Origin of the sequence: Rhizobium sp. RHZ01 (assembly GCF_014851595.1) — a bacterium.
Lineage (GTDB): Bacteria > Pseudomonadota > Alphaproteobacteria > Rhizobiales > Rhizobiaceae > Rhizobium > Rhizobium altiplani.
Genome location: NZ_JACUZZ010000017.1, coordinates 97,550 through 115,795 on the forward strand (window position 1 = coordinate 97,550; position 18,246 = coordinate 115,795).

General features: G+C 61.5%; 15 protein-coding genes. 6 read left to right on the forward strand and 9 right to left on the reverse strand.

Translation table 11 applies throughout. The features are described 5' to 3' along the window. Position 1 precedes the first annotated feature (1 nt). Together IB248_RS18455 and IB248_RS18460 are read left to right on the forward strand one after the other, a co-directional pair. Positions 2-1,336, forward strand: coding sequence for an ATP-binding protein (locus tag IB248_RS18455; RefSeq protein ID WP_192241486.1), 1,335 nt, complete (start codon positions 2-4; stop codon positions 1,334-1,336). Between the two features lie 72 nt (positions 1,337-1,408). Further along, positions 1,409-2,332 carry an ROK family protein gene (locus IB248_RS18460; RefSeq protein WP_169682948.1) on the forward strand — a complete coding sequence of 308 codons (924 nt, stop codon included), beginning with the start codon at positions 1,409-1,411 and terminating at the stop codon, positions 2,330-2,332. A 44-nt stretch (positions 2,333-2,376) separates the two neighbouring features. Here the strand turns inward: IB248_RS18460 and IB248_RS18465 are convergent, their stop codons facing one another. The 6 genes from IB248_RS18465 to IB248_RS18490 all read right to left on the reverse strand — a co-directional run bounded on the left by IB248_RS18465 (position 2,377) and on the right by IB248_RS18490 (position 10,529). Further along, positions 2,377-5,526, reverse strand: a complete 3,150-nt coding sequence (locus IB248_RS18465) for an efflux RND transporter permease subunit (protein ID WP_169682966.1) — start codon at positions 5,524-5,526, stop codon at positions 2,377-2,379. Positions 5,527-5,552: 26 nt separating this feature from the next. After that, a complete protein-coding gene (locus IB248_RS18470; protein ID WP_113472048.1) occupies positions 5,553-6,689 on the reverse strand; it encodes an efflux RND transporter periplasmic adaptor subunit in 1,137 nt (378 codons plus the stop codon). Positions 6,690-6,741: 52 nt separating this feature from the next. Continuing rightward, entirely contained in the window at positions 6,742-7,350 is a 609-nt protein-coding gene (locus tag IB248_RS18475) for a TetR family transcriptional regulator (protein WP_192241500.1), read from the reverse strand. Between the two features lie 295 nt (positions 7,351-7,645). After that, complete coding sequence (locus tag IB248_RS18480) at positions 7,646-8,077, reverse strand: OsmC family protein (RefSeq protein ID WP_018856470.1); 432 nt, start codon at positions 8,075-8,077, stop codon at positions 7,646-7,648. 149 nt (positions 8,078-8,226) lie between these two features. After that, positions 8,227-9,444: an adenylate/guanylate cyclase domain-containing protein gene (locus IB248_RS18485; RefSeq protein ID WP_018856469.1), complete on the reverse strand. Its 1,218-nt coding sequence runs from the start codon at positions 9,442-9,444 to the stop codon at positions 8,227-8,229. A gap of 62 nt (positions 9,445-9,506) precedes the next feature. Beyond that, positions 9,507-10,529: a LacI family DNA-binding transcriptional regulator gene (locus IB248_RS18490; protein ID WP_169682941.1), complete on the reverse strand. Its 1,023-nt coding sequence runs from the start codon at positions 10,527-10,529 to the stop codon at positions 9,507-9,509. A 94-nt stretch (positions 10,530-10,623) separates the two neighbouring features. On the opposite strand from IB248_RS18490, the gene IB248_RS18495 reads away from it, so the two are divergent. The 4 genes from IB248_RS18495 (at position 10,624) to IB248_RS18510 (ending at position 16,109) form a co-directional block, all read left to right on the forward strand. After that, on the forward strand, positions 10,624-11,805 hold the full coding sequence (locus tag IB248_RS18495; protein WP_192241487.1) for a phytanoyl-CoA dioxygenase family protein: 1,182 nt from the start codon (positions 10,624-10,626) through the stop codon (positions 11,803-11,805). An 84-nt stretch (positions 11,806-11,889) separates the two neighbouring features. Continuing rightward, positions 11,890-12,711: an SDR family oxidoreductase gene (locus IB248_RS18500; protein ID WP_169682939.1), complete on the forward strand. Its 822-nt coding sequence runs from the start codon at positions 11,890-11,892 to the stop codon at positions 12,709-12,711. 99 nt (positions 12,712-12,810) lie between these two features. Further along, complete coding sequence (locus tag IB248_RS18505; protein WP_018856465.1) at positions 12,811-13,722, forward strand: SMP-30/gluconolactonase/LRE family protein; 912 nt, start codon at positions 12,811-12,813, stop codon at positions 13,720-13,722. A gap of 143 nt (positions 13,723-13,865) precedes the next feature. Beyond that, positions 13,866-16,109, forward strand: a complete 2,244-nt coding sequence (locus IB248_RS18510) for a glycoside hydrolase family 2 TIM barrel-domain containing protein (RefSeq protein WP_113472052.1) — start codon at positions 13,866-13,868, stop codon at positions 16,107-16,109. 38 nt (positions 16,110-16,147) lie between these two features. On the opposite strand, the gene IB248_RS18515 is transcribed toward IB248_RS18510, so the two are convergent. Genes IB248_RS18515 through IB248_RS18525 form a run of 3 tightly spaced genes read right to left on the reverse strand, consistent with a single transcriptional unit; the run spans position 16,148 to position 18,201 of the window. Further along, positions 16,148-16,483: a hypothetical protein gene (locus IB248_RS18515; protein WP_100248211.1), complete on the reverse strand. Its 336-nt coding sequence runs from the start codon at positions 16,481-16,483 to the stop codon at positions 16,148-16,150. A 60-nt stretch (positions 16,484-16,543) separates the two neighbouring features. Beyond that, positions 16,544-17,242 carry a L,D-transpeptidase gene (locus tag IB248_RS18520; protein WP_025658833.1) on the reverse strand — a complete coding sequence of 233 codons (699 nt, stop codon included), beginning with the start codon at positions 17,240-17,242 and terminating at the stop codon, positions 16,544-16,546. Further along, on the reverse strand, positions 17,239-18,201 hold the full coding sequence (locus IB248_RS18525; protein WP_192241488.1) for a glycine betaine ABC transporter substrate-binding protein: 963 nt from the start codon (positions 18,199-18,201) through the stop codon (positions 17,239-17,241). Before IB248_RS18525 ends, IB248_RS18520 begins: the two co-directional genes overlap by 4 nt. Positions 18,202-18,246 lie beyond the last annotated feature (45 nt).

Below are 18,246 nucleotides of genomic sequence, written 5' to 3' on the forward strand. Positions count from 1 at the left end.
AATGAAACGTGAACGCAGCATCACCGGCCCGTTGATCCTTGCCCTGACGACCGTATTGGTTGTCTCCTGGCTTGCAGCGATCGGCCTGAGTTTCCGCGTGATGCAGCATGAATTCGATGAAATTTTCGACGCTGCCCAGCAGGAGACGACCGAGCGCCTGCTGGCGCTTATCCTAGCCGAGCTGAACCAGGGCACAGATCGCGATCCACGCAACATGGCGATGTTCGACGCTGCCGCCAGACGCGAGTATTTGACCTATCAAGTGCGCAACGCCAGCGGCAAGGTCGTGTTGCATTCGAATGACGCTCCAGCCGAGCCGTTCGACGCGCCGCTGAGCACCGGCTTTCACGATACACCAACGGCCCGGATCTACACCGAAATGGCGGCCGACGGCTCGCTGTTCCTGCAGGTGGCCGACCGGTTCAAGAACCGGAACGAAGCCGCGCGCGAAAGCGCCGTGACGCTGCTTATCCCCCTGGCAGCACTGATTCCCGCCAGCATCTTTGCGATCTGGTTCGTCGTCGGGCGGGCGCTGCGGCCGATTGAGGCGCTCCGGCGAGACATCGGGACGAAGGACAGCGGCAACATGGTTGAGGTCGATGGCCAGAACCTGCCGGTCGAGCTTAGGCCAATCGCTCGATCGGTCAACCTCCTCCTCGGGCGCCTGCGAGCGGCCCTCGAAGCGGAGCGCGAATTCACCGCCAACAGTGCGCATGAGCTGAGAACGCCGATTGCCGGTGCGCTGGCACAGACCCAACGGCTTGCGGAAGAATTGCCGCCCGGCCCAACGCAGGATCGCGTACAGCAGGTCGAAGCCTCATTGGTCAATCTCAGCCGGTTGGCGGAAAAGCTTCTGCAACTGTCACGCGCCGAGGCGGGTATCGGCGGGAGCGCGAGCCCGATCGACCTGCGTCCTGTCCTCGACATGGTCGTCACCGACTTCCAGCGCGACAGCCGTACGAACGGCAGGCTCAAGTATTCTGCTGCGCCCGATGCAAAGCTCGTCCGCAACGCCGACATGGATGCCTTCGGCATCGTCACGCGAAACCTGATCGAGAATGCCCTGATCCATGGCGATCCCGACCTGCCGGTCAATGTCAGTCTCGAAAGTGGCGGCATCATCCGTGTCGTCAACGGCGGGCCACCGATCCGCGAGGCCGAGATGGCGGGCCTGAAGAAGCGCTTCCGCCGCGGCAAGACGACAGCATCCGGTTCGGGGCTCGGGCTCGCCATCGCCGACCGTATCGTCTCCCAGATGGGCGGTACATTGGAATTGCGCTCCCCGCCAGCTGGCGAGAAAGCCGGCTTCGAAGCCAAGATGACCCTGCCTGCCTGACCCGGATTTGGCTTGCAAAACCCGCGGAAGGGTGCGAGCAGACGCAGAGGCCATCCAACCAGCAGAACCCTAATGATCATCTCTTTCGACATCGGCGGCTCCGCCATCAAGGGCGGAGTGGCGCACTCCGAAGCCGACATCACGCCGCTCGGCCGGCGTCCCACCCCCAAGGACGATTTTGCCGCATTCGTCGACACGCTGCGTGCCATCATCGCGGAAACCGGCGAGCAACCGACACGCCTGGCCTTCTCGATCGCCGGCGTCGTCGATCCGGATACGCAGCGGCTGACCTGCGCCAATATTCCCTGTATCCACGGCCGCAACCTCGCCGCTGATCTCGAGGCCGAACTTGGCCTGCCCGTCCTGATTGCAAATGACGCGGATTGTTTCGCTATGGCGGAAGCCGATCTCGGCGCCGGGCGCGGCCACCGCATCGTTCTGGGCGCCATTCTCGGAACCGGCGTCGGCGGTGGCGTCGTCGCAGATGGCCGGCTGATCAATGCCGCGGGCGGCTTTGCTGGCGAATGGGGTCATGGCCCGGCGCTGGCATCTCATGCCGGCAATCCGCCGGTTGCCATTCCGGCCTTTCCCTGCGGCTGCGGCCAGACGGGCTGCGTCGATACGGTCGGCGGCGCCCGCGGCCTCGAGCGGCTGCACAAAACGCTGCATGAAATCGACCTGTCCAGCCAGGAGATCATCGATGATTGGCTGAAGGCTGAGACCAAGGCGGCTCGCACCATCGATGTCTTCGTCGACCTCGTCGCCTCGCCACTCGCCCTGACGGTGAATATCACGGGTGCCACCATCGTGCCCGTCGGCGGCGGTCTTTCGAATGTCGAAGAGCTGCTTGCGGAGCTGGACAAGGCTGTCCGCCAGCGCATCCTGCGCAAATTCGATCGCCCGCTCGTGGTCCGCAGCGAATGCCGCGTCGAGCCGGGCCTGATCGGCGCCGCACTGCTCGGCTTGAAAGCGGAAGCCGCGGAAACCACGGTCTGACTAACGAAAATGGCGCGGTTCTCACCGCGCCATCGTCTTTCCCGTCATTCGGCCGCCAGGGCCGGCGGGTGCATTTCCTCCGCCTCTTCAGGTGCGTTGCCGTTTGCGACACCGTCCTTGGCCGCAGCTGCTTTCGGCTCCTTGCCGAAGAAGAGGGCGTAAGCGGCGGGCAGCACCAGGATTGTCAGCACCGTCGCGACAAGGATGCCGCCCATCATCGCATAGGCGAGCGGACCCCAGAAAACGCCGCGCGAGATCGGGATCAGCGCCAGGACAGCCGTCAGCGCCGTCAGCATGATCGGGCGGAACCGCCGCACGGCAGCACCGACGATCGCTTCCTGCCTGTTCATCCCCGCCTTGATGTCCTGGTCGATCTGGTCGACGAGGATAATCGAGTTGCGGATGATGATGCCGAGCAGCGCGATGACGCCGAGGATGGCGACAAAGCCGAACGGAGCGCCCGATATCAGCAGGGCCGCAGCCGCACCGATGATCCCGAGCGGACCGGTCGCCAGCACCAGCATCGCCTTGCCGAAGTGCTGCAGCTGCGCCATCAGCAAGAGGACGATGACGACGAGCATGATCGGTGCTTTGGCCGCGATCGAGGCCTGGCTTTCGGCGGAATCTTCCGCGCCACCCTGGATCTCGATCTTGTAACCGGCCGGCAGGCTGTCTCGTAGCGGCTGCATGTCGGCATACATCTTCATAACTACGTCGTTCGACTGGACGCCATCCGGCAATGTTGCACGAACGCTGATCGTCGGCAGACGGTTGCGCCGCCATTCGATCCCCTGCTCCAGAACGGGCACCACCTTGGCAACCTGGGAAACTGGGACGAAGCCGCCGAAGTCCGTCGGCACGTAGACCGAGTTGACGGCCGACAACAGCGAGCGATTGGTTTCCGGCTCACGGGCGACGATCGACACCGTCTCCTCGCCGTCACGGAAATCATCGAGCGGGGCGCCGGAGACAGCCGTTTGCAGCATCTGGCGAACACGCTGCGACGTAACGCCAAGCGCACGGGCACGGTCCTGATCGATCACCAGCTTCATCGCCGGCACCGGCTCCAGCCAGTCGTCGTGGATCGCACCGAGTTGCGGATTGGCTTCAAACTTCGCCTTCACCTCGTCGGCGATTTTGCGGACTTCCTGACGATCCGGTCCCATGATGCGCATCTGCACCGGCCAGCCCGTCGGCGGGCCAAGGAACAGACGATCGACCTTGCCTCTGATATCAGGGAAGTCTTCCGCAAGGATGGTCCGCAGCTTGACAATCAACCGCTCGCGCGCCGGCTCGTCGTTTGCCATGACGAGAAGCTGCGCGAAGTTCGGATTGCGGAGCTGCTGGTCGAGCGGCAGGAAGAAGCGCGGGGCGCCCTCGCCGATGTAGGTGGCGACGAACTTCTTGTCCTTGTCATCCATGATCTTGGCTTCGAGCGCTTTTGCCTGCGTCTCGACTTCCTTGATGCTGGTGCCCTCTGGCAGCCAGAGATCAACAAGGATTTCCGGGCGCGAAGATTGCGGGAAGAAGTTCTGCGGGATGAACTGGAACGCCCAAAGGCTGGTCGCAAAGGTCACCAGCGTCATGGCAATGACGATAATGCGATGGCGCACCGCCCAGCTGACCGTCGCTCTCAGGCGATGATAAAACCGCGTGTCGAAGGCATCGTGATGCTCGCCCGCATGGTGGCGCTGCTTCAGGATCATGTAGCCGAGCCATGGCGTGAAATAGACCGCCACGAACCATGAGACAACCAGCGCAATGCCGACCACGTAGAACAGCGTACGCACATATTCGCCGGCGGTCGACGCCGCAAAGCCGACCGGGATGAAGCCCGCGGTGGTAATCAGCGTGCCGGTCAGCATCGGGAAGGCGGTCGAGGAGTAGGCAAAACTGGCCGCTTCGATCTTTACAAGGCCTTCCTCTAGCTTTCGCTCCATCAGCTCGACGACGATCATGGCATCGTCCACGAGTAGGCCGAGCGCGATGATGAGTGCGCCGAGCGAAATGCGCTGCAGATCGATGCCGAACTCGTACATGATGGCGAAGGTCGCTGCCAGCACGAGCGGGATGGCGATGGCGATAACGAGACCCGAGCGCCAGCCGATCGACAGGAAGGAGACGATCAGCACGATGATCAGGGCCTCGCCAAGCGCATGCATGAACTCGCTGATCGCATCGGTGACGACGTCGGGCTGGTTGGAGATCTGGTCGACGGCGACACCGTAGGGCAGTGATCCCGCGAACCGCTCGTAGGTCGATTCGACATCCTTGCCGACATCGGTGACCTTGAAGCCCTTGGCCATGACGACGCCGACCTGGACGCTTTCATGCCCGTTGAAGCGATACTTGCGCTGATAGGGATCCTCGAGGCCCGAATAGACGGTAGCTATATCGCCAAGACGCGTGACCTGATTGCCGGCCTTTAGCCGCAGTTCGCGGATGTCCTCGGCCTTCGTTACGTCGCCTTCGACGGAAATCCGCACCGAACGTATGCCGGTGTCGACGGAGCCGGCCGGATCGACGCTGTTCTGTCCCTTGATCGCGTTCTGCAGGTCGAGCACGGTCAGTCCGCGTTCGGCCAGAGCCTTCGAGGATACGTCGATGTAGATCTTCTCTGGCTGATCGCCGATGATGACAGCCTTCTCAACGCCCGGCGTCGTCAGAAGCATGTCACGCGCCTGGATGGCGAATTTCTTCAGCTCCGGATAGCTGTAACCTTCGCCGCTGATCGAATGCAGCGTGATGTAGGTATCGCCGAACTCATCGTTGAAATAGGGTCCAAGCAGCCCTTCGGGCAACTCGCTGGAAATGTCGCCGACCTTCTTGCGCACCTGGTAGAAGGCGTCAGCGACCTGCTGGCTGTTGGTATCGCCCTTCACCTGCAGGGTGATGATGGCGCTGCCGGCCCGCGTGTAGGATTTCACCCAATCGATATGCGGCGTTTCCTGGAGCTTGCGCTCGATCTTGTTGACGACCTGGTCTTCCATCTCCTGGATGGAGGCGCCCGGCCAGATGGCCTGCACGACCATGACGCGAAAGGTGAAGTCCGGGTCTTCCTTCTGGCCCATGCGCATCAAGCCAAGGACGCCGGTGATCAGGATCAGGCCGAACAGGAAGCGTGCAATGCTCGGATGGCCGATCGCCCAGCGTGACAGGTTGAAGGGGCGCTTTTCGGCGTTGGAGTTGTCCATGGTCATAATCCTCTCCTGACCAGGCCTTAACGGATGACGTCGCCGGTTTCGGCCTGCGCCGACTGCTGTTCGGGCAGCTTGACCTTCAGGTTCTCGGCCATGAACTGCGTGCCGGCCGCGACGACGAGGTCGCCGGTTTTCAGGCCGTCGGCGACGTGGACGCCAGCGCCGGTGAAGTCCGTAACCTTGATTTCGCGGGCATGGACGGTCGATGCATTGCGATCGACGATCCAGACGATCTTCTTGCCATCCTTCTCGGCGAGCGCGCTGAGCGGAATGGCGACGTTGGTCTCGGCATTGCCAACGGCGGCCTCGATCGTCGCCGTCATGCCGAGCAGCACGCGATCGTCGTTCGGAAGGCTGACGCGGACCGAGAAGGTGCGCGACTGCGCATCGGCACTGCCGGAAACCTCACGCACCTTGCCATCGAGCACGAGCTTGTTGTCCGACCAGAAGCTGGCCTTGACGGTCTTGCCGGGTTTGAACTGCGCGATGTCGTTCTCCGGAACGGCGATCTGCACTTCCTTCTCGCCATCAAGCGCGACGGTCGCGACAGGCGTGCCAGCCGCGACGACCGCGCCTGTGTCGGCGCTGATCGAGGTAACGATGCCACTACGGTCGGCCTTCAACTCGGTATAGGCGACCTGGTTCCTAGCCTGGTCGACCGACGACGCCGCGGCATCGCGCGTCGAGACGGCCTGATCATAGCTAAGGGCTGCCTGCTCCATCTGCGATTTCGCCGTGACACTCTTGTCGAACAGTTGCTGCGCGCGTTTGTTGGCGAGATCAGCGGTTGCCACGCCCTTTTCGGCGGCGGCGAGGTTCGCCTCGGCGGTCTTGACCGCCAGTTGATAGTCCGTCGGGTCGATTTGGGCGAGCAGATCGCCCGGCTTGACGCGATCGCCGATGTTGACACGGCGGTCGGTGATCTTGCCGGCGACCCGGAAGCCGAGGTTCATCTCGACACGAGCCTTCACTGCACCGGAATAGTCCAGCGCGCGGGTATCGCCGGCCTCGGCAATCTCCACGACCTTTACCGGCCGGATGACCTCTTTCGTCTCGGCTTTCTTCTCGTCGCTGCATCCGGATACGGCAAGTGCGACGGCGCCGAGGAGCGCGAGACTGACTACGGACGGCAACTGAACTCTCTTCAGCGAAATCATCTTTCGCACTCCTGAAATCGGCTATCGGTTGATTTGCGGCCCTTGCCGCGAATTATTTCTTTAGCGCCCTGATCGAGAACTCGACCAGTTCGTCGACGGTGGCGCGGTTGGTCTTGGCAAGACATTGCGCCACCATCTGCGGATGACAGAGGCTGATTGTTGCAGCCCCGAAGCAGCGGGACGCGACATCCGCGTCCTGCTCGGCAAACTCGCCGGCAGCGATCCCCTCACGGATCACATCGGCGAGCAATTCATGAATACTGTCGATATGCCTTTCGATTACGTGCCAGTCGCGCTCGATGGCGACGATGACCATCTCATGCACTTTTTCCTGATCGAGCATGGTGTCGACCGTAATCTGATACTGGCCCTGCACAAAACGTCGCAGCCGGTCGGAAGCGCTGATCGGCAGGTGGCAGACGTCGTACGCCATCTGGTAGCTGTGAACCAGCATACGGCCACAGATCGCCTGGTGGATCTCCACCTTCGAGGCGAAGAAGCGATAGACGTTGGCCGGCGACATGCCGAGATCACGAGCGATGTCTGCCACCGTCGTCTTCGAATACCCGTAATGACGGAAAAGCCGCTCGGCAGCGTCGAGAATGCGGGTCACATTCTCCTGGCGCGTTATTTCGATCGTGTTTTCCGCAGCATCGCTAATCAATTTTGCGCACTCACTTACGACTGACGATTTTTGAATTTCGTCAGTCGTAAGACATCATTCGTAATTTGTCAAGGTTTGGCCGCATCTGAGACTCACGGCCGATCTGGTGTAAATAGGATGGGCATCTGCCAACTCTCGCCGTTCCCGCTTATCTGCGCGCGTGGCGAGCACGGAAAATCGCCCCGACGGCTTGGGCCGCAGGGCGCATAGATTCAGTCGATCGAAGCTTGGAAAGATGGACAGGTGACGAAGTGCCGACACCTCGGTGCGGCACTCGGTCTCACCTCAAGGCTCAGGCGAGCTTGACGTCGAGCGAGATCGGGACAGCCGAAAGGGCCTTGGAGACAGGGCATCCGGCCTTGGCCTTGTTGGCGAGCTCGATGAATGTCCTTTCATCGGCATTCGGAACCGTGCCGGTCAGCGTGAGATGGATCGCCGTGATGGCAAAGCCGCTCTCTACGCTCTCGAGCGTCACCTTTGCCGTCGTTTCCATATCGGTCGCCTTGAGACCCGCCTCCTCAAGGATCAGCGACAAGGCCATCGTGAAGCAGCCGGCATGCGCCGCCCCGATCAGTTCCTCCGGATTTGTCCCTGGGATGCCTTCGAAACGGCTCGAAAAACCGTAGGGATAGTGTTTGAGCGCGCCACTCTGCGTGGAGATCTGCCCCTTGCCGTCCTTCAGTCCACCGGACCACTGCGCTGAACCTGTACGATTGATCTGCATGCCGTCCTCCTGTTTGGATGAGAGAAAGCGGGCTGTCGCCGCTTCGCCCGATCTACGAGGCAACCCGCCTCTTCGACCGATATAATCCTCTATCGGCAGAAGGCGACAACGCCGTGAAATTTCTTCTGACGGCGCACGGACAGAAGGCGTCAGATCTCGATTCGCGCCGTGTCGAGCGTATAAAGCTCCTGCGCGCGCTTGACGCCACGGAGCGCGTAACGGCCGATGCAGGCCAGCGCGCCGCGTTCGTTCTCCGGGATCGTCGCCGCAAACTCCGACGACATCAGCACGTTGAGATCGACCGATCGGCACATCGAGGCAATCCGGCTGACTTCGTTGACGGCGGGGCCGATGACGGTAAAGTCCAGTCGCTCGCGGCTGCCGATATTGCCATAGAAGACATCACCGATGTGCAGGCCGATATAGACCTCGGTCGTCGGCCGTTCTTCCAGCGCGCGCTCATCGTTCAACGCCTTCAGCTTCTGCCGCAGCAATCGCTCGGCTTGCAGCGACGCAGCACAGGCATCGGCAGGCTCGTCCGCCTTGAAGATCGCCAGGACACCGTCGCCGATAAGCTTCAACACATCGCCACCGGCCTCATGGATCGCGGAAATGACCACATCGCTATAGGCGTTCAGCATCGGCAGGATTTCTTCCGGCGGCGCGGTGTCGGATATTTTCGTATAGTTCAGAAGATCCGAGAACCAGAGAGCCGCCGAGATCCGCTCCGACTTGCCTCGGGTGATTTTGCCTTCCAATACCTGCCGCGCGGCGTCATCGCCAAGATAAACCTCCGCGATGGTCCTCGCGATACGCGCCAGCGCGATACACTTGATCGCAAGGGCCAACACCGGCACCAGCTTCCGCAGAATGATGAGATCGTGATCAGAAAATCCCTCGGGATGGCGGGTCGCGAAATGAGAGAAGAAGCAATCCATCTCGCCGATCGTGCCGGCCTTGGCAAACCGGTGGACCATCGCGACGAAATCGGTGTGGCCCTGCGCCTGCATCGTGTCGAGCATGGCGAAGTCGGCCGGATCGCCAAAACCGATGCGCCGTCTGACCTCGTTCTCCTCTCCCGCCCACAGATAGTAGAAGGCGGAACGTTGCCAGCTCTCCAATGCCGGTCCTTCGCTGGTGGAGCCATACTCGAATTCGGTCTCGATCTCCTCCTGGCTGTCCCAACGGAACGCCCGGCCTTCGTGTACGGGATGCAGTGTGTCCATCAGAGCCATGCCGCGATCGAGCGGCAAGCCACGTTCGCGGCAGGCGTCGCAGAAGCCGGTCAACAGTTCGGCCTCCGACGCGCCCTTGAGCCCCTGCTCCGTCAGCCAGGCCGCAACTGTCCCTATATCGCTGTATTCCATACCGTTTCCCTCGCTCCTGCGAAAGCACTATCGCGATTTTACCGCTAAGGGAAAGGCAAACCTCAATCCGTAGCAGGCATGTTGTAAGGTGTAACAATCTCCAGCGACGACAATGCCGGAGGCGCAATTCCGCCCCTGACAGAACGGCCCATGACGGCGCGAAAGGCCGAGCGGGCATCCGTGCGCAGATCGTGGTGCAAGACGAAGCCGATCTTGCGGTCGGCAAGCAGCGCGCGATTGTCCGCATCGAGATCATGCGCGACGAACACGCGGATCGGCCGCTTCGCCGCCTCGAAGGCGGCCAGCACTGCCTGGTTTCCGCCGCCGATGGAATAGACCGCGTTGATCGCCGGATCCGCCGCGATTGCACGAGCGGCCAGCGTGCCCGTCGCTGCATCCGTTCCGTGGCCTTCGCTGATTTCGATCATCCCAATCTGGGGATAGCGTTCGCGCAGCACGCGGCGAAAGCCCATCTCGCGCTCCTCCTCACCGCGAAATCGACCGCTGGAGAGCGTGACGAGAACCCGCCCGGGCGCGTCGCCGAAATGCTCGCCAATAAGATAGGCTGCAGTCTCACCGGCCGCTCGATTATCAGCGCCCGCGTAAGCACTGCGGGAGGAATTCGGCAGGTCCGTCACCAAAGTGACTACCGGAATGCCGGCGTCCGTTGCGCGGGAAACCGCAGCAGTGACCTCCGGAACATCCGGTGCTTTCAAGACGATGCCGTTCGTGCCGCGCAGCCGGACCCGGTCGAGCAACTGCACCAGCTCTGCCTGCTTCATCACCTCGGCGAAATGGAAGCGGCACCGGAACACCGTCGGCAGAAAGGTGGCGACCTCCGCCTCAAAGGCATCGCGAACGGCGGTGCTGAAGCGGTCCGGCGTTTCCATCACGACATCGATGGCGAGCTTCCGCCCGCTCACCTCGCCGCCGATCTGCTGCTTTTCCAGCTCTGCGATCGCAGCCTGCACCCGCATCATCGTCTGATGCCTGACGCCACTCCTGCCATTGAGAACGCGATCCACCGTCGCTGTGCTCAGCCCGGCCTGGAAGGCGATATCCTTGACGAGAAACCGGTGTGCCACACAATCCGTCTTGATGGTTTTTTGATGGATTCCTGATCTATAACACACCAGTCGGCGGCGTATAGTGCCCTCATCGGAAAGGGAGGAGCACCTGATGAAAACCGACAACCTTCAGAAATTGCGCGCCGATCGCGTCTGGCTGACCGAGGATGCTTGCGATCTCGGCGACTTCCGCAAGCTTGCCGAAAAGACAACGGCTCTCGCCGACTATCCGACGGCCGACGCCGTCGAAAAGAACATTCTGATTTATGATAGCCCCAAGGTCGCTGCAGCGATCGCCAGCGGCCGCAGAGCGGTTCTCGCCGAGATCTGCGAAGCCTTTGGCGACGGCCCGGGCGTCGTCGTTTTCAAGCGCGCCTACAGGGATCCCGGCGTCATCGACCGCGCCAGCGCAATATTCAGCGAGATCATCGAGGAGCAACACCGAACCGCGAGCGGCGGCGGCGATCACTTTGCTAAGCCGGGTGCCAATGACCGCATCTGGAACTCGCTGGAAAAGCACTGCCTCGCCGATCCCGAGAACTTCGCCGAGTACTACGCAAACCCCATCGTCGCGATCGCAAGCGAAGCCTGGCTGGGCCCAAGCTATCAAATGACCGCCCAGGTCAACCGGGTCAATCCGGGTGGCGCGGCACAGTCCGCGCACCGCGACTACCATCTCGGCTTCCAGTCTTCCAAGGTGATCGAGCAATTCCCGGCGCATGTGCACCGGCTCTCGCCGGTGCTGACCCTGCAGGGCGCGATCGCTCATTGCGACATGCCGCTCGAAAGCGGTCCAACCCTCTTCCTGCCGCACAGCCAGACCTATGAGCCGGGCTACCTCGCGGTCAAGCGCCAGGAGTTCAAGGACTATTTCGAGACGCATCATGTCCAGCTGCCGCTCGAAAAGGGCGACGTGGTGTTCTTCAATCCGGCGCTGTTCCACGCGGCTGGTACGAACCGCTCGACCGACATCAAGCGCGTCGCTAATCTGTTGCAGGTCTCCTCGGCATTCGGGCGGGCAATGGAGACCGTGAACCGCGAGCGCATGAGCGCCAAGCTGTTCCCGGCTTTGAAGGCCCTGAGGGGCAAGCTGTCCGAAATCGAGATCGGCTATGCCGTTGCCGCCTGCGCCGAGGGCTACTCGTTCCCGACCAACCTCGACCGCGACCCACCGCTTGGTGGCCTCGCGCCGAAGACGCAAGCGCAGCTGATGCACGAGGCGCTGCGGGAGGATTGGGATGACGCGCGGTTCCTCTCGGCACTGGCGCAACAGAGCGAGCGGCGACTAAGCTGACGCATCCGCATTGACGAAATCAGCTCCCGGCGCCTTGGTGCCGGGAGCTTTCGGCATATAGGCCATCATTCAAAGGAGGAGTACATGACAACAAACCACAGCCGCCTCGACGGCAAGATCGCCATCGTAACCGGCGGCACTCAGGGACTCGGGGCAACGATCTCCCGCCTCTTCGCCGAGCGCGGCGCCAAGGGCCTTGTCATCTGCGGCCGCAACGAGCAGAAGGGAAAGGCCAAGGCCCATGAGATCGCTGCCGCCACCGGGGCCAAGGTCGTTTATGTGAAGGCCGACCTTGGCCAGGTCGAGGATGCCAGAAACGTCGTTCAAGTCTGCGACGAGACATTCGGTCGCGTGGATGCCCTGGTGAATGCGGCCGCCATCACCGACCGCGGCACAATTTTGAACACCAGTCCGGAGCTCTTCGACGCCATGTTCGCCGTCAATGTCCGTGCCCCGTTCTTCCTGATGCAGGAGACAGTAAAAGTGATGCGGCGCGAAAAAATCGAGGGCACCATCGTCAATATCGGCTCCATGTCGGCCAAGGCAGGGCAGCCCTTCATTGCCGCCTATTGCGCCTCGAAAGGTGCACTGGAAACCCTGACAAAGAACACCGCCTACGCGCTTCTACGCAACCGCATCCGCGTCAACGGCCTCAATATCGGCTGGATGGCCTCCGAGGGCGAGGACCGCATTCAGCGGGAATATCACGACGCACCGGCTGATTGGCTGGAAAAGGCGGCCGCGGCCCAGCCGTTCGGCCGCCTCGTGGATCCCGAGGAAGTGGCGCGTGCCTGCGCCTATCTTTCCTCGCCGGAATCAGGCCTCATGACCGGGTCCGTGATCTGCTTCGACCAGTCGATCTGGGGCGCCTATGACGGCTCGCCGCATCCGGACACAGCCCTCTAAAAAATGCAGAGCCCGGCGCTTTTGCCGGCGCCGGGCTCTGGAACACTTGACCGTTTACGTTTACGAAGATCGTCACATCGCTTTGGGAGGAGCTGACCCGTGTCAGAAGATGCGCTCTATGACATTCGTGACGACCGTTTCCGTGGCTTGATCGCCGGCAGCGCCCGGCTGGAAGAACTTTATAGCGGCTGTCGTTGGGCAGAGGGTCCCGTCTGGTTCTCGGACCTCAATTGCCTGATCTGGAGTGATATTCCCAATGAGCGGATGATGCGCTGGGTGCCCGACGGTAGCGTTTCAGTTTTCCGCTCTCCCTCGAATTACGTCAACGGCAACACCCGGGACCGCCAGGGCCGGTTGGTTTCCTGCGAGCACGGCGGCCGCCGCGTGACTCGCACTGAATTCGACGGCCGCATCACGGTGCTGGCCGACAGTTACAAAGGCAAACGCCTGAACTCTCCGAACGACGTCGTCGTGAAATCGGACGGCTCGATCTGGTTCACCGACCCGACCTACGGCATCATGTCCGACTACGAGGGCCATAAGTCCGAGCCCGAACAGGAAACCCGCAACGTCTACCGCATCGACGCATCGACGGGCGAGATCGAAGCTGTTGCCACGGATTTCATTCAGCCCAACGGCCTAGCCTTCGCGCCGGATGAGAAGCAGCTCTACATCGCCGATTCCGGCTCCCGAAACCATGATGTCCCCCGCCACATCCGCGTTTTCGACATCGTGGACGGCAAAAGGCTCGCGAACAGCCGGTATTTCTGCTCGATAGACAGCGGCGTGCCGGATGGGTTCCGTTTCGATGTCAGCGGCAATCTCTGGACCAGCGCTGCCGATGGCGTTCACTGCTTCGCGCCCGACGGCACGCTCCTCGGCAAGATCAAGGTGCCGCAGACGGTCTCGAATATCGCCTTCGGCGGCGTAAAGAAGAACCGACTGTTCATCACCGCCACCCTATCGCTCTATTCGATTTACACCACGACCAACGGCGCCCAATATCCATAGGATAGCATCGCGCGCCACTAGGACGTCAGCGCTGACTACCAGTCAGCCATCTCCAATCCAGAAAGAACCATCGATGCTTGAGTTTCCACGCGCCCTTCAGCAGCGCCAATCTGTTCGCAACGCCTTTTGCATGGGAGCCTGAGATGCGTTCCGTCGTCTCTTTCAACGAGAGCTGGAGTTTCCACGAGGGTTTCGGCCAGCGCCTGCTCGGGAGCTTCGATGGCTCAGCGACCGTCAGCCTGCCACACACGGCCGTTGAACTGCCGTTCAACTACTTCGACGAGACAAGCTACCAGCGGGCATTCACCTACCAAAAGATCCTGCGCTGGATGCCGGAATTCGAGGGCCGTGAGGTCTCGCTTGTCTTCGACGCCGCCATGGCCGATGCCGTCGTCTATTTGAACGGTGAAGAGATCATCGCGCACAAGGATGGCTACACACCGTTCGAGGCGCGCCTCAACGGCAGCCTGGTGGTCGGCGACAATCTGATTACCGTGAAAATCGACGGCAGCGAAAACCCTGAAATCCCGCCCTTCGGCGGCCGCATCGACTACCTGACCTATGCCGGCATTTACCGTGACGTCTGGCTGAAGGTCACGGACCCGGTTTCCATCGCCAACCTGAAGATCGAAACCCACAATGTGTTGGCGGAGGAAAAGTCGGCAAGCGTGCGTGTCGATCTTGCCAATCTGCAACAACTCACCTTCCTGGGCTCGGTATCCGCATCCCTGAAGGATGAGGATGGGCGCGTGCTCGCCACGGCTTCCGCGGAAACGACCGGTGAAGATGTTACTCTCTCTTTCAATGAGCTGACCGGTATATCGCTCTGGGATATCGACAATCCGGCGCTTTACGAAGTCACCGTCGAACTGAAGACAAGTCACGGTTCCGACCGCGTCTCGTCGCACTTCGGCTTCCGCACCGCCGAGTTCACGATCGAAGGCTTTCTTCTCAATGGCCGGCCGCTGAAGCTACGCGGTCTCAATCGCCACCAGGCTTTCCCCTATGTCGGCTATGCCGCTGGCAGATCGGCCCAGGAACGCGACGCCGATATCATGAAATCCGTGCTGAAGTGCAATATCGTCCGCACGTCGCACTATCCGCAATCGAAGTGGTTCCTCGATCGGTGCGATCGCATTGGTCTTCTGGTCTTCGAGGAAATCCCAGGCTGGCAGCATATCGGCGACGTCGAATGGCAGCAGGAATCGATCCGCAACGTGCGGCGCATGATTGAGCGCGACTGGAACCATCCCTCGATCATCATCTGGGGCGTTCGCATCAACGAATCACAGGACAGCCACGATTTCTATGTCGAGACCAACCAACTTGCCCGTGAACTGGACCGTACGCGGCAGACCGGCGGCGTCCGCTACATAACCGACAGCGAACTGCTCGAAGACGTCTACACGATGAACGACTTCATCCTCGGCAACGAGGAACTGCCCGGCAACAACCGCCCGCGCACGGCGCTTCGTCCACAGCAGGAATCCACCGGTCTGTCGTACAAGGTGCCCTACATGATCACCGAGTTTGGTGGCCACATGTATCCCACCAAGATCTACGACCAGGAGGCTCGCCAAGCCGAGCATGTCCGCCGACATCTCGAGGTGCTGAACGCAGCCTATGGCGATCCTGATATCGCGGGTGCGATCGGCTGGTGCATGTTCGACTACAACACCCACAAGGACTTCGGCTCCGGCGACCGCATCTGCTACCACGGCGTCATGGACATGTTCCGCGAGCCGAAGTTTGCCGCCTATGTCTACGCGAGCCAATGCGATCCTTCCGAAGAGGTCGTCATGAAGCCCGTCACCTTCTGGGCTCGCGGCGAGCGCAACATCGGCGGCGTTTTGCCGTTGATCATCCTGACCAACTGCGATGAGGTCGAATTGCGATACGGCGCGGTGACGAAGCGGATCGGCCCGGACCGCGAGAACTATCCGCACCTGCCGCATCCGCCTGTCGTTCTCGACCACCGCCATTTCACGCCGGACGAGCTTGGCACGTGGGGGCTTGAATGGATCGATGGCGAATTCACCGGCTACATTGCGGGCGAGCCGGTTGCCAGGTTGACGCTCGCGGCCGACCCGCTGCCGACAACGCTGCAGGTCGTTGCCGACAGCCCGACTTTAAAGGCCCGGGAGCGCGACACGACCCGCGTCATCATCCGCGCGCTCGATCAGCAGGGACAGCGCCTGCCCTTCATGAATGACAATGTCACCATGCACGTCGACGGACCGGCGAAGATTGTCGGGCCGGCATCGATTCCGCTACAGGGCGGCACGGCCGGCTTCTGGTTGGAAGCGACAGGACTGACCGGCGCGATCAGCGTACAGGCGAACTGCAGCCGGCTCCCTGCCGTCAAGATCGAACTGACCGCCGTTTGAGCATAATGGCGGTACGCCCGACCTCGCGGGGCGTGCCGTCAGCCGGACCGCGCCGGCTGCACTGACCGGACTGTGCCGTTGTTGTCGACGATGCAAGAGAACTTCTTGCCGCCGGCATCGAGATCGACGCCGAAGGTGCCGTCGGGCAGTTGACGGGAGGCCGTGGGCAGTACCTTGGCGTTCGCGCCGGCAATTCCGGCCGCCGAATTGGCGCAGAGTAGCTGGAGATCCGCCGGTGCGGTCTGCAACGTGGTGCGGGCCATGCTGTCAGGCGCTGGCGGCGTCGGCGGCGTGCAGGCGCCGAGCAACGCCGCGCTCGCCATTGCCGTTATCGCCCAGCCGATCGAAATTCCCCTCGCGATTCTCTGCCCCAAGATCCTGTCCCCCGACTAGCGTTGTTTTCTCCATTTCCGGCGCTTGTGCCGGACCTATTGTCAGACGCCCTTGTAGAGCGCCGCCCCCTGCATCAGCACGATGACCTTGGCGCCAATCTTGATCCGCGAGGCGAGGTCGACGATGTCGTTATTGTTCATACGGATGCAGCCGGAGGAAACGTCGAGACCGATGGTCCAAGGTTCCGCCGTCCCATGGATGCGATAGATGGTGTCCTGGTCGCCTTCGTAGAGGTAGAGCGCCCGGGCACCCAATGGATTTTCCGGTCCGCCCGGCATCCCGGCTGCCCACTTGGCCGCGTTTGGGTCACGCGCCACCATTTCGGCCGGTGGTGTCCAGGTCGGCCATTCCGCTGTCCGGCCCACACGCACGATCCCGGCCCAACCGAAGCCTTCGCGCCCGACGCCGATACCGTAGCGGATGGCCTGCCCGCCAGGCTGGGTGAGGTAGAGGAAATGCTGGTTGCCGTCGATGATGATCGTTCCTGGCGGCTCCGCGGTCCTGAAGGTCACGGTCTGCATCCGGAATGCTTCCGGCGGTTGGTTGTTGCGCGCGTAGTACTGGCGAGCTTTCTTCTTGTCGTAGTCGACCCAAGTGTGCGTCTTGGAGTCATAGATCTGTGTCTGAGCCCAGGCAGCCAGGGGGCCGAGGCAGGCTGCCGCAGCAAGCAGAGCCAAAGTCAGCTTGCGCGGCCGGATGGCCTCTTTCCTCTTCACCGGAAATTTGCAGCGTGCCGTCATTGCTTAGCCCACCCATCCACGCGCTTTGCGTTGTCGGCGACCCATTTTTTCGCGTAGTCGAGCGGCGGTATGCGGTCGACTTCAAGCGCATAGCTCATCGCCGTCGCCTCCTCCGGCGTCAGATCGACTTTTTCCAGAAACGCCGCGATCTCGGGGCGTTTCTTGGCGAAAGCGGCGCCGTATCCGATGCGGAAGTTGGCTGTATCCCAGGCCGTCGATGCGGAGGACTTGGTGACCCAGAGCGGATCACTGGGACCGACGAGCTTCCACTTGCTGGCATCATGCGGGGGCTCGGTAAGGCGGACGATCCTGTGCAGGTCAAAGATGAAGTGCGGCGCGTAGCAGGCAAAGACAAGCGGCTGGTTTGTTGCGATCGCGATATCCAGCCCCGCCATGGCGACTTCTTCTTCCGACTCGACCAGCGTCAGGTTCTTGGCGTAGCCGTAGGTGTTTGCCCGCACCCGCTCGATCCCCGTCGAAGCCCAGGTCGGCGCGCCGAGCCACAGCTCGCCCTTGCCGTCACCATCAGTGTCGAGAATCTTTGTTTTCTCCGGATCGCTGAGATCCGCGATCGACTTCAGCCCCTTTTCGGCGGCAGCCGGCGTCGCGCAGATGCCCTGCCATGCCGGCACGCCATGCTTGGCGAGAACCACGGCACCCTTTTCCGTGACAAAGGTTTTGATGACATCTTCGAGGTTCGGCTGCCAGACCTCCGGCTGGATGTCCACCGTGCCTTTCTCCATGCCATTGAACGCAAGTAGCGTCCCGAGCTCCTGCACATCGGCATTGAGCCCGAATTCCTTGGCAATGCTGACCTTGAGAATATTCGCCGTCGCCTGCCCGGAAGGCCAGTTCGGCATCGCGATCACGAGATCGGCGGCGAAGGCGGCACTACTCATCGCAAGCGCTGCGGCGAGAATGGATGAGAAGAGCCCTGAACATGCTACGCACTTCATCATGCTGCCCCCAAACATGCGAGAAAGGATCGCAGAAATGCACGTCAC

What these genes read in the sequence shown, in the direction of transcription:
- IB248_RS18525 (WP_192241488.1), bottom strand. Translation starts at nt 18,201, where the DNA reads ATGATGAAGTGCGTAGCATGTTCAGGGCTCTTCTCATCCATTCTCGCC.
- IB248_RS18465 (WP_169682966.1), bottom strand. Translation starts at nt 5,526, where the DNA reads ATGGACAACTCCAACGCCGAAAAGCGCCCCTTCAACCTGTCACGCTGG.
- IB248_RS18520 (WP_025658833.1), bottom strand. Translation starts at nt 17,242, where the DNA reads ATGACGGCACGCTGCAAATTTCCGGTGAAGAGGAAAGAGGCCATCCGG.
- IB248_RS18495 (WP_192241487.1), top strand. Translation starts at nt 10,624, where the DNA reads ATGAAAACCGACAACCTTCAGAAATTGCGCGCCGATCGCGTCTGGCTG.
- IB248_RS18470 (WP_113472048.1), bottom strand. Translation starts at nt 6,689, where the DNA reads ATGATTTCGCTGAAGAGAGTTCAGTTGCCGTCCGTAGTCAGTCTCGCG.
- IB248_RS18510 (WP_113472052.1), top strand. Translation starts at nt 13,866, where the DNA reads ATGCGTTCCGTCGTCTCTTTCAACGAGAGCTGGAGTTTCCACGAGGGT.
- IB248_RS18485 (WP_018856469.1), bottom strand. Translation starts at nt 9,444, where the DNA reads ATGGAATACAGCGATATAGGGACAGTTGCGGCCTGGCTGACGGAGCAG.
- IB248_RS18500 (WP_169682939.1), top strand. Translation starts at nt 11,890, where the DNA reads ATGACAACAAACCACAGCCGCCTCGACGGCAAGATCGCCATCGTAACC.
- IB248_RS18455 (WP_192241486.1), top strand. Translation starts at nt 2, where the DNA reads ATGAAACGTGAACGCAGCATCACCGGCCCGTTGATCCTTGCCCTGACG.
- IB248_RS18480 (WP_018856470.1), bottom strand. Translation starts at nt 8,077, where the DNA reads ATGCAGATCAATCGTACAGGTTCAGCGCAGTGGTCCGGTGGACTGAAG.
- IB248_RS18460 (WP_169682948.1), top strand. Translation starts at nt 1,409, where the DNA reads ATGATCATCTCTTTCGACATCGGCGGCTCCGCCATCAAGGGCGGAGTG.